Origin of the sequence: Frankia tisae, assembly GCF_025403405.1 — a bacterium.
GTDB lineage: Bacteria > Actinomycetota > Actinomycetes > Frankiales > Frankiaceae > Frankia > Frankia tisai.
In genome coordinates, this window is the sequence record NZ_JANEZT010000235.1 from 1 (window position 1) to 10,776 (window position 10,776).

The window sequence follows — 10,776 nt, forward strand, 5'->3', positions numbered from 1 at the left end:
CCCTACCAGTTCGACGGCGAACCCGCCCGCGCCCGCACCCGCGCCCCCGACCTCGGCGCCGACACCGAGCAGGTGCTGCGCGACCTCGGCCTCGACGCCACCACGGTCGACGACTACCGCGCCCAGGGCGCCTTCGGCTGAGCCCCGCCGGTCAGGGGAACAGGACCCGCGCGACGTGGTCGGTGTCGGCGTACTCGCGGACGGAGCTGATGCGTCCGTCGCGGACCTCGAAGATGCCCAGGCAGCGGTTGTCATACGGCTCGCCGTTCGCGGCGGTGCCCCGGGAGGTCCAGGTGGCGACGACCCGCGGGCCCTCGGCGATGACGTCGGTCAGCTCGATGAGCAGCGGCGCGCCGGCCTGCAGCCGCCCGGCCATCCCACCGAGGAAGTCGTCGACGATGCGGTCGCGTCCCCGCCACTCACCCGAGATCGGCAGGCTTCCCGGGTAGTACCAGGCGGCGTCGGCGGCGAAGCTGCGGCGGATCGCCGCCGCGTCGCCGTCGCGGACCGCCTCCACATAGCGGACTACCACGGCGCGGGCATCGTCGCCCGCCGGGCCGCCCGGTGCGGAGGCGGCGGTCACAGGGACGGCCGTCACAGGGTCGGCGGCCGCGGGGTCGGCCGGGTTCGGGGTCACTGTTCCTCCAGGGGTCACTGTTCCTCCAGGGTGAGAACGGCGTTGCCGCGGAGGCGGCGGTCGCGGAGCCGTACGAGAACGTCGGCGGTGTCGACCCAGTCGGTGACGAGGCCGATCTCCGGGTGCAGCCGGCCGGTCACCACCAGCCGGAGCATGCCGCCACCTTGACCAGTGCCTCATGCGGTCGGGGCGTCGGCGGGTCGACGTCGGCGCGGGTGACGGTGGCCGGTTCGGCGGGTGTCATGGCGAGCATGCCGGCCAGCGTGCCGGCTGACCGTCGGCGCCGGCCAACAGCCATCCGTCCGCCTTGACAACCGGTGGTGGTCGGCCATGGTAGGAGCCGTGGATCTCGACCTGGGGCAGGCGCGGGCGTTCGTCGCGGCGGCCGAGGAGCTGCATTTCGGCCGGGCGGCCCGGCGGCTGTTCCTCACCCAGCAGGCGCTGTCGAAACGGATCGCCCGGCTGGAGGACGCCCTCGGTGTCGCGCTGTTCCACCGCTGCGGCCACGCGGTGGAGCTGACCGGCGCGGGGCGGCGATTCCTCGAACCGGCCCGGGCGGCGCTGCGGGCCGGCGAGCGGGCCGTCGGCGCGGCCAGAGCGCAGACCCGCCCGCTGCGCGTCGACGTGTGGGGCCACCTGTACGGCCCGATGCGCACCCTGCGCGCCGTCCTCGGCGATGCCCCGGCGCTCGCCGTGGAACTTGGCGCCAGCCGCGACCTGCCCACCGCCGTCGACGCGCTGACCCGCGGATCGATCGATCTCGGCTTCGGCCGCGTCCACGCGACCGCCACGCGCGAAACCGTCGGCATCGGCGACGGCATCGGCATCGGTGAGGGTGAGTGCATCGGCGAGGGCCTCGAACCGGCGCTCGCCCACCGGCTCGTCCGGCTGGAGCCGCTCGACGTGGTCCTGCACCCCGCCCATCCGCTGGCCGGCGCCGGGCAGCTGCGTCCCCTCGAGCTGCGAGGCAGCGTCCTGTGGTGCCCGGCGGCCCTCGACCGGCTTGACTTCCTACGCCGCTTCGCCGGCCGCTTCGGGATCACGGCCGAGGCGGCGGCGGCCAATCTCGGCCTCGAACCGCTGCTGGAACGGCCCCGCGCCGACCCGCGCTACGTCTGCCTGCTGCCCGCCGACCTGCCGCTGCCCGCCGACGCCGGCCTGCGGGTGGTGCCGCTGGTGGACCCGACGCCGCTGTACGCCTGGTCGCTGCTGTGGCGGGGCGAGCTCTGCGCCACGGGCCGCGCCCTGCTGCACGCCTTCGCCGAGACCGCTGCCCGTCGCCGCTGGCTGGAGTACACCCCCGGCCGCGACTGGCTCCCCGACGCCGACCAGGCGCAACTACTCGCGGTTTGAGGTCCCCTCCCGCCAGGCGCGACGGGTACAGGAGCCGGAGCGGGTACAGGGGCCGGAGACCATATGCCAGGAAGGCGGGAAGTATGACCCACCTCGGCAATCAGCGCCCTGCTCCCGAGCCGCGGCCTGCCATCGACACCGGCGCCGCCGAGCGGATCTTCCTCGTCGGCCTGATGGGCTCGGGCAAGTCGACGGTGGGTCGGGCGCTCGCCGACCGGCTCGGCCGGCCCTACCTGGACAACGACGCCCTGCTCCAACAGCGGACCGGGCTCGACGCGCCAGCCCTGGCCGGCCTGGGCCGCCAGGCCCTGCACGCCCAGGAATCGCGCCAGCTACGCGCCCTGCTCGACGCCCCGGTGCCGTACGTCGCCGGGATCGCGGCCAGCGTCGCCGACAACCGCGACGACCTGGCCCGCATCACCGCCGCGGGCCGCGTCGTCTACCTGCGGGCGAGCCCGCAGACCCTGGCCCGCCGGGTCGGTCACGGCCAGGGCCGGCCCTGGCTCGACGGCGATCTGCTGAGCACCCTGACCGCGATGTTCGCCGCCCGCGACGACGCCTACCGCCGCCTCGGAGACGTCGTGGACACCGACGGCCGCGACCCGCAGGAGATCGCCGCCGAGCTCGCCCGCCTGCTCGGCGCCGCCTGCTCGGCGCCGGCTGACTGACGCCGGCTGACTGACGCCGCGGATCACGCGTCCCTGCTCCGGGGCGTCCGGGTTCAGGACCTGCTGGTTCTGGCCGGCGGACTGGTGTCGGGATCGGGGTGGTGTCGGCCGGTGATGATCCAGGTACCGATGATGATGGCGAACGCGAAGAGCAGGAGTCCCGCGCCGAGGATGACGAGCAGGAGCGCGCGGTCGCGGAAGCCGAGGGTTCCGGTGAGCGTGATCTGCAGTGAGCCGACGGCGAAGGCGATCGCGGCGGTGAAGACGGTGACGAGTTCGACGGCGCGGATGGCGGAGGTCTGCAGCGTCCGGCGCAGGTCCCGGTTGGCGGTGTCCTGATCGCGCCAGCGGGTCTGCTGGCTGGCGGTCCAGGCGGCGAGTTCCAACCCCTTCTGGATGATGTCGCGCTCGCGTAGGTACTGCTCCTGGAGGAGCTGGTGGCTGATCCGGGTGCCGATCGCAGGGAGCAGGCGCAGCGCGGCGTCAATGGTGGCCAGCGCGGCGGTGTAGTCGCCGCAGAGGCGCTGACCGCAGGCGAGACGGAACCGGAACAGATGGTCGTCGGGGAACTCGGCGACGGCGGCGGTGGCGCGCCGGCGTAGCTGTTCGCCCTGGTCGGGGAAGGGCGGGGCGGCGGCGAGGGCGCCCAGGCAGACGTCGACGACGGCCCGGGTGCGGCCGGTGGCGTCCCAGGCCGTGTCGAGGAGGTCGAGGGCGTGACTGGTGGTGATGGTGCGGCTGCCGAACGCGGCGAAGGCGCGCAGGCCGGTGAACAGGGGGTCGTCGCGGTGGTGGCCGGCGGCGACGGCGAGCAGGGAGGATTCGAGAAACTGGCGGAGTTCGTCGAACCAGAAGTTCGCGCGGAGCTTGCCGGCATGGTAAAGCGCGGCGAAGGAGCAGAGGTCGGCCGAGCCCTGGGTCGTCTCGACGATCCGGCCGGTGGCGAGGGTGAGGTCGTGGCGGGACTCGACGGTGTCCTTGGTGATGAAGGCGTAGCCCAGCGACCACTTCTCGATGATGCCCGGGCGGATCGGCGGCTCGGTGTGGTCGTACAGCCAGCGGGCGCAGCGGGCCGCGACCTCGACGGTGGGCTCGCGCAGGAACCGGCGGCGCCAGTACCGGTCGGCGCAGATCAGCCAGGCATCGGTGACGAAGTCCGCCGACGGAATCTGGAAGGGGGGTTCGACGTCCGCGTCGATCAGCTCGGCGGCGACGTCCTCGCAGACCCGATCCAACTCGCGGGAGTCGGCGGAGGCTGCCTGACCGAGCCGCGCATGGATCGAGGCGACGTCCACCTGGCCCCCTCCGTCGGATCTTCTCCGGATATGTACCACAGGCCTGCGGGCCGGATCGGTACATACTGCGAACATGCGGGTCGATGTGGTCACCGCGGTGCACGCCGAGTACGCGAGCTACCTCCCGGCGGCGTGGGACTCCCTGCGTCGGCAGCACCATCCCCACTGGACGTGGCGGGTGCAGATCGACGGGCCGCCCGGTGAGGTCCTCGACACGCTGACCGCCTGCGGGGCCGCGGCCGACGGCCGGGTGCAGATCGCCGCGCACGGCACCCGGGAAGGCCCCGGGGTCGCCCGCAACATCGCCCTCGGCGGGTGCACCGCGCCACTGGTCCAGAACCTCGACGCCGACGACGAGCTCGAACCCGACGCACTCGCCGCCCTACGCGGTGCGCTCGCCGCCCATCCCACCGCGGGCTACGCGATCGGTCACGCCCGCGACCTGCACGCCGACGGCTCCCTGCACACCCTGCCGTTGTCCGTGCCCGTCGGGCCGCTGGCCCGCGGTGCGCTGGCCGTCGCGTGGGTGTCCGCCCTGCCCGACCGCACCCTGCCGCCGGTGCATCCGGCCGGGGTTATGTGGCGCCGCACCCTGCTCCTCGCCGTCGGGGGATGGGCGGCGCTGCGCGGCGTCGAGGACACCGCCACCCTCATCGCCGGCTCCGCCCTCGCCACCGGAATACTGCTCGACCTTCCGACCCTGCGCTACCGCCGCCACGACGCACAACGTTCCTGTCAGAACAGCAATTTCTCCGGGGGGGGGGGCGCAGTATCTGTTCATCTGGCAGCGCGCCGCCCTCCTCGCCGCCGGGCCTGCCTGGGAAGACCGATAACCGGGAAGACCGCCAACCCACGTGCACCCCGACGGCCCGCGGTCCGGTCGTCGGAGAGGGTGGGACGCTCCTGGTCTCAGAGCTCGGGCGGATGGCCGGCGGCGGGCAGGTCGAGGGCGCGGATCACCTCGGCGGCATCCGCCAGGCCGCCCGCCTCCTCCGGGGTGAGCGCTCCGAGCGAGGACCGAGCGACCCGCTCCCACACCGTGGCCATCGCCTCGAACAGCTCCGGCGGCAGGCCGGCGGCGGCCTGGGTCGCGGCGATCTCGCGCATCTCGTCGACGTAGCGGTCCGCCTTGCTCGCGGACAGCGCGAGCCACGACCCGAGCGCGCCGACCTGGTCGGGGAACGTCGGAGCCAGATCGTCGAGCATGGCGTCCAGCACCCCGGCCTGCTGGGCCGCCGCGGTCGCCTGGAGGAACAGGGCGGCGAGCCCCTTGTAGAGGCTCGCCGTGCTCATCTTCAGCGCGCTCGCGGCGCCCACCGCACCGGTCAGGACACGCGGTTCGAGCCGGGGATGGACCAGCGCGGCGATCTCCCCGGCCCGTGGCCCGCTCAGGTACAGCCGGGTGCGCCCGCGCCCGGACGCCCGGTCCGGCGGCGGGCCGGAGATCGATCCGTCGACGAAGTCCAGGCCGGCCAGCGCCGCCGCCACCCGGTCGACCGTGGCAGGGGCGATCGCGTTGAGGTCGGCGACCAGCGGGGTCACCCCCGTCGCGGCGGCCGAGCGGCCGATGGCACGGGCCACCGCGACGGCCTCGCCCGGTGGGACCACGGACAGGACGATGTCGGCCGCGCCGACGGCGTCGTCCAGCGAGTCGACGAGCTCCAGGCCGTGCGCGAGCGCGCGGGTCCGCTGCGAACGGCCCACCACGCAGGCCAGCACCCGGGCGCCGCCCTCGACGTAGCCGCGCCCCAGCGCCGAGCCCATCGCACCGGGGCTCACGATCGCGACCCTGACCTCCTCCCCGGCCTGAAGCTGACGGCCGGGGTCTCCCACCGTGTCGGTCATGCGGCACCTCACTGACTTTCTGCTGGTTTCCGCGCTCCATGCTGCCCGGTCATCCCAGCGCGGGCACCGGTGCTGCCTTCCGCGGTGCGGCCGCGTCCGCCGACGACTGATTCGCGCGGGGAGTCCGTGTCTGAGGCGTACCTCCCTCAAATGAACCACCATGGTGGGTAGGCGGCGTCGTACGCCACGCCGTCGGCGGGGTCTGCGACGCCGAGGCGGTGTTCGTCATCGCCGGTGCGGGCCCCGACAGCGGTGCGTCGGCGGAGTTGGGAGATGAGTCGGTGAGAACGGCGGTGCGGAGCAGATGATCAGCGGTCAACCCCACGTGCGCATCCTTCGCCCGGTCTCTCGCGAGGCCGACCTGTCGACGGCGGCCGACGCTGCGCCCACCAGCCCCCCGTCCACCAGGATCCCGTCGGTCAGGGTGATTCCCTCGAGCAGCTCCGCGACCGCGGCGCCACCCGCGGTCCCCGCCACCCGGCAGGATTCGGCTGGGGATGCGCCGCCGATCGCGGACTCATCGGATGTCGCAGCCGTGGCGGACGTCACGGACTCACCGGACGTGGCGGACGTGGCGGCCGCGGATCCACCGAGTACGCAGGGCGGCGCGGCGGTGGGGACCGCCGATCCCGTTGCCGAGCCGGACCTCGGCGACCAGGCGCCGACCGTGGCTCTGCCACGGCCAGTGGTGCCGGCCGGGCCACCGACGGGCCCCGACTCCGGCCACATCGACAGCGACATCGACATCGATAGCGATCATGGTGTTCCGCGGAACAGCGTCACGCCGGCGGACGACGACGACGGCACCGGGCCCCTGTGGGCGGCGCTGCGGGAGGAGCGGTTCGTGCTGTCCCGGTGCCTGGACTGCCGGAGCTGGCTGCCACCGCGGCTGGAACGCTGCCGGCACTGCGCGGGGCCGACCGTCTTCGAACCGGCGGGCGGCCTCGGCGTCGTCGACAGCTACCTCGTCGTCCGCCATCCCAGCATGCCCGCGTTCGCCGGCCGCCCGCCGTACGTCCTCGCGCTGGTGACCCTGGACGAGGGAGTCCGGCTGCCCGGCCGGCTCGACGGAGTCACGCCGGGGGAGGCGAGGATCGGCCAGCCCGTCCGCGCGGCCTTCCACGTCCGACCCGGCGCGGACACCCCCAGCGTCGTTTTTCGCCCGCGCCAGCCGGCCGCCGTCGGGGCCCGCTAGGGCGCCTCTACAGCGGTCCCGCGGGTCTCCGCTTCATCCGCTTCGCGGGCTTCAAAGATCACAACTCGACAAACGCCGAAGGAGCAGCCGTCGGCCGGCCGCGGCGTCGGGCGGGATCTAGCCAGGCGAGGCGAGCCACCAGGGCGGTCATCACCACGACCAGGGCAAGGCCGAGCCAGAACACGGACTCGGCGGCGCGGATATGCGCGCCACGGTCGGGATGGGTGCCCAGCCGGGCGAAGAACACCGCGCCGAGAACGGCGACGCCGATGACGCTGGCGAACTGCTGGGCGGTGGTCAGGACCCCGGCGGCGACGCCGGACCGCTCGCGGGGGACGTCGGCCAACGGCGCGCCGACGAGGGAGGGCAGGATCAGCCCGTTGCCGGCCCCGATCCCGGCTATTCCAACGACGAGCCAGGCGGGGGACAAGCCGGCGGGATGGGTGTGCAGGGCCACCGCCATGATCAGGAAGCTCAGCGCGGTCACGGCGCAGCCGGCCAACAGCACTGCCGGGCCGAGTCGAGCGACCAGGCGGCGCCCCAGGAACGAGCTGCCGATCGCCAGCAGGCCCATCGGCGCGAACGCCAGCCCGGCCGCCAGCGGACCGAGCCCGAGTCCCGCCTGCAACAGCAGGCTCAGTACGAACAGGCAGCTGCTGAACGATGCCATGAACGCGGCGTTCACCGCGAGACCGGTGGCGAACGTCGCGGCGCGGAACAGGGCGGGATCGACCAGAGGCTGTCCGCCGCCGCGCGCCACCGACCGTTCCCAGCGCACCGCGGCCGCCAGCGTGGGGACGGCGGCGGCCAGCAGCAGCCAGCCCCACAGCGGCCAGCCGGTCTCGCGCCCGATCACCAGCGGCAGCAGCGCGAGCCCGAGCCCGCCGGAGATCCCGGCCGCCCCGGGGACATCCAGCTCCAGCCCGGCGGCGGGCCGCCGCTCGGCGCGGGGCAGCACCCGCGCCGCCACCGCGACGACGGCGACGCCGGCCGCCGCGGTGGCGAGGAAGACGGCCCGCCAACCCAGTCCGAACACGTCGGCATCGAGCAGCAGCCCGCCGAGTACCTGCCCGCCGATCCCGCTGACCGCGCCGGCCACCCCGTACCAGGCCAACGCGCGGGAGCGCTCGGCGTCGGTGAACGACGCGGTCACCAGGGCCAGGATCTGGGGGACCATCGCCGCCGCGGTCAGGCCCTGCGCCATCCGGGCCGCCACCAGCCCGACGGGTCCCTGCGCGAGCCCGCACAGCAGCGAGGCCGCGGCGAAGCCGGTCACCCCGGCGAGGAACAGGCGGCGGTGGCCGAACAGGTCACCGAGCCGCCCGCCGGTGACGACCCCCGCCGCGTAGGTGAACACGTAGCCGCCGACGACGAGTTCGAGCGCCGCGGGTCCGGCGCCGAGTCGGCGTTGCAGGTCGGGGATGGCGACGTTCACCACGTTGGCGTCGAAGCCGTACAGGACGTAGGCGGCGAGCACTACCGGTAGCAGTAGCCGACCGTCGGGATCTTCCTTGAAAGGCATACCGCTGGTTATACCAATCGCTGGCATTGCCAATGAATAGGGGTGCCAGTGACCGACGGATAGGATGGGGATCATGACGGTGTCCGACGCTCTGCTGCCCGCCGCGTTGCGTCATCGCACGAGCTTCGTGCTCGCCCGGCTCGCCGCCCTCTCCCGGACGCACTGTGCCGAGCGGCTGGCGACCCTGGGCCTCAACCAGCACCAGCACGCGATCCTGTGCTGCCTGGACGAGTTCGGCCCGGCCATCCAGCGCGACGTCGCCGCCCGTCTCGACCTCGACAGCGGGGACCTGGTGTCCTTCCTCGACCGGTTGCAGACAGCCGAGCTCATCCGCCGCGACCGCGACCCGCGCGACCGGCGCCGCCAGATCCTCACCATCACCCAGGCCGGCCAGCGCCTGCTGCGCCAGGCCGAGATGCTGCTCGACGAGGCGGAGCCCGAGCTGTTCGCAGGGTTGCCCACCGCCGAGGTCGAGCAACTGCGCGCTCTCGCGACCGGAGTGTTGATGCGGCACGCCACGCAGGCATGGCGGCAACAGGGCGCCCCCGACTGACGGCGAGCAGTCCTCCGCGGTCACCAGGGATGGCGGACACCAGACAGGTGCCGCGATGCGTGCGCCGCCTTCGTTGGCGGTGGTGTGGCCTTGAGGTCGACGGTGCAGGAGCCTGGTGACAGGGCGTTGACAGGTGATGCCGTCGGCGCGCAGATGTCGTGCGCAGAGGAAAGTGATCGCGTTCAGTTCGTGGATCTCCCGCAACGCGGTGACGGGAAGCTCCGATTTCCCCTGCCTCCCGCGGTCTCCGCCCCGGCCCCGCTACGACCGTCTCGACCAGGACGTGGCCTCCCGACCCAGGCCACGAACGTCACATGTTGATCATGTGGCCGGCGAGGCCGTGGAGAGCCTCCTTGACCGATTCGCCGAGGGTGGGGTGGGCGTGGACGTTGCGGGCGAGTTCGGCGACGGTGAGGTCCCAGCGCTGCGCCAGGGTCAGCTGCGGCAGCAGCTCGGTGACGTCCGGGCCGATCAGGTGCGCGCCGAGCAGCTCGCCGTACTTGGCGTCGCTGAGGATCTTCACGAAGCCGGCGGTCTCGCCGAGGCCGTGCGCCTTGCCGTTCGCCGAGAACGGGAACTTCGCGACCTGCACGTCGTAACCGGCGTCGCGCGCCTGCGCCTCGGTGTAGCCGAAGCTGGCGACCTGCGGCTGGCAGTACGTCGCCCGCGGGATCATCACGTAGTCCAGCGGGTAGGTCTCGGCGTCGCCGATCGTCTCCGCGGCGATGATGCCCATGGCCTCGGCGGCGTGGGCGAGCATGAGCTTGGCCGTCACGTCGCCGATGGCGAAGATGTGCGGGACGCTGGTGCGGCAGTAGCCGTCGACGTCGATGGCGCCGCGTTCGGTCAGCGCCACACCGGTGTTCTCCAGCCCGTAGCCGGTGACGTTCGGCCCGAAGCCGATCGCCTGGAGCACCTTGTCGGTCTCCAGCACCTTCGACACGCCGTCCTTGCCGGTCACGGTCACCTTCACCGTGTCGCCGGAGTCGTCGATCGAGTCGACGCGGGTCGAGGTCAGGATGGTGATGCCGGCCTTCTTGTAGTGCTTGGCGAGCTCGGCGGAGACCTCGGCGTCCTCCAACGGCACCACCCGGTCGAGGAACTCCACGATCGTGACGTCGACGCCGTAGTTGCGCAGCACGTAGCCGAACTCGACGCCGATCGCCCCGGCGCCCGCGATGACGATGCTGCGCGGCAGCTCGGAGCTGAGGATCTGCTGCTCGTAGGTGACGACCCGCTCGGACAGCGACGTGCCCGGCAGCAGCCGCGGCGTCGCGCCGGCGGCGATGATGCAGTGGTCGAACGTCACCGTCCTGGTCGAGCCGTCCGACGTGGCGACCGACAGGGTGTGGTCGTCGGTGAACGTGCCGCGCCCGTTGAATTCGGTGATGTTGTTCTTCTTCATCAGGTAGTGGACGCCCTTGACCCGGCCGTCCGCGACCTTGCGGCTGCGGCGGAACGCCTCACCGTAGTCGAAGGTGATCTCTCCGTTGATGGAGATCCCGAAGGTCTTGGCCTCGTGGGTGAGGGTGTGCACAAGCTCCGCGTTGCGCAGCAGCGCCTTCGACGGGATGCAGCCCACGTTCAGGCAGACCCCGCCCCAGTACCGCTCCTCCACCACGGCCGCGGTCAGACCGAGCTGGGCGGCGCGGATCGCGGCCACGTACCCGCCCGGACCCGCACCCAGAACCACCACGTCGAAATGTTC

The 10,776-nt window shown here is 73.0% G+C and carries 11 protein-coding genes and 1 pseudogene; 5 read left to right on the plus strand and 7 right to left on the minus strand.

Features of this window, described 5'->3' with window-relative positions; translation table 11 throughout:
• Positions 1–151 precede the first annotated feature (151 nt).
• Genes NBZ85_RS20525 through NBZ85_RS20535 form a run of 3 tightly spaced genes read right to left on the minus strand, consistent with a single transcriptional unit; the run spans position 152 to position 935 of the window.
• The gene (locus tag NBZ85_RS20525) at positions 152–637 is read right to left on the minus strand and encodes a nuclear transport factor 2 family protein (RefSeq protein WP_261557051.1); all 486 of its coding nucleotides are present in this window, start codon (positions 635–637) and stop codon (positions 152–154) included.
• A gap of 14 nt (positions 638–651) precedes the next feature.
• Positions 652–792 (minus strand): hypothetical protein, encoded by a 141-nt coding sequence (locus tag NBZ85_RS20530; RefSeq protein ID WP_261557054.1) that lies wholly within the window; start codon positions 790–792, stop codon positions 652–654.
• Positions 774–935 carry a hypothetical protein gene (locus NBZ85_RS20535; RefSeq protein WP_261557055.1) on the minus strand — a complete coding sequence of 54 codons (162 nt, stop codon included), beginning with the start codon at positions 933–935 and terminating at the stop codon, positions 774–776. Before NBZ85_RS20535 ends, NBZ85_RS20530 begins: the two co-directional genes overlap by 19 nt.
• Before the next feature lie 44 nt (positions 936–979).
• Between NBZ85_RS20535 and NBZ85_RS20540 the strand changes: the two genes are divergently transcribed.
• Together NBZ85_RS20540 and NBZ85_RS20545 are read left to right on the plus strand one after the other, a co-directional pair.
• Positions 980–1,990: a LysR family transcriptional regulator gene (locus NBZ85_RS20540; RefSeq protein ID WP_261557056.1), complete on the plus strand. Its 1,011-nt coding sequence runs from the start codon at positions 980–982 to the stop codon at positions 1,988–1,990.
• Between the two features lie 83 nt (positions 1,991–2,073).
• Positions 2,074–2,658: a shikimate kinase gene (locus NBZ85_RS20545; protein ID WP_261562425.1), complete on the plus strand. Its 585-nt coding sequence runs from the start codon at positions 2,074–2,076 to the stop codon at positions 2,656–2,658.
• A 53-nt stretch (positions 2,659–2,711) separates the two neighbouring features.
• On the opposite strand, the gene NBZ85_RS20550 is transcribed toward NBZ85_RS20545, so the two are convergent.
• Entirely contained in the window at positions 2,712–3,953 is a 1,242-nt protein-coding gene (locus NBZ85_RS20550) for a hypothetical protein (RefSeq protein ID WP_261557058.1), read from the minus strand.
• Positions 3,954–4,026: 73 nt separating this feature from the next.
• On the opposite strand from NBZ85_RS20550, the pseudogene NBZ85_RS20555 reads away from it, so the two are divergent.
• Positions 4,027–4,314, plus strand: a pseudogene (locus NBZ85_RS20555) (glycosyltransferase); the annotation flags it as partial.
• Between the two features lie 548 nt (positions 4,315–4,862).
• Here the strand turns inward: NBZ85_RS20555 and NBZ85_RS20560 are convergent.
• Entirely contained in the window at positions 4,863–5,798 is a 936-nt protein-coding gene (locus NBZ85_RS20560) for an NAD(P)-dependent oxidoreductase (protein WP_261557060.1), read from the minus strand.
• A 535-nt stretch (positions 5,799–6,333) separates the two neighbouring features.
• Here NBZ85_RS20560 and NBZ85_RS20565 point away from each other — a divergent pair.
• Entirely contained in the window at positions 6,334–6,993 is a 660-nt protein-coding gene (locus NBZ85_RS20565; RefSeq protein ID WP_261557062.1) for a Zn-ribbon domain-containing OB-fold protein, read from the plus strand.
• Positions 6,994–7,051: 58 nt separating this feature from the next.
• Here NBZ85_RS20565 and NBZ85_RS20570 read toward each other — a convergent pair whose 3' ends face one another.
• Positions 7,052–8,515, minus strand: coding sequence for an MFS transporter (locus NBZ85_RS20570; protein WP_261557063.1), 1,464 nt, complete (start codon positions 8,513–8,515; stop codon positions 7,052–7,054).
• A 73-nt stretch (positions 8,516–8,588) separates the two neighbouring features.
• On the opposite strand from NBZ85_RS20570, the gene NBZ85_RS20575 reads away from it, so the two are divergent.
• Entirely contained in the window at positions 8,589–9,068 is a 480-nt protein-coding gene (locus NBZ85_RS20575; RefSeq protein ID WP_261557064.1) for a MarR family winged helix-turn-helix transcriptional regulator, read from the plus strand.
• Between the two features lie 310 nt (positions 9,069–9,378).
• Here NBZ85_RS20575 and lpdA read toward each other — a convergent pair.
• The coding region (gene lpdA / locus NBZ85_RS20580) for a dihydrolipoyl dehydrogenase (RefSeq protein ID WP_261562426.1) at positions 9,379–10,776 on the minus strand (1,398 nt) is incomplete at its 5' end.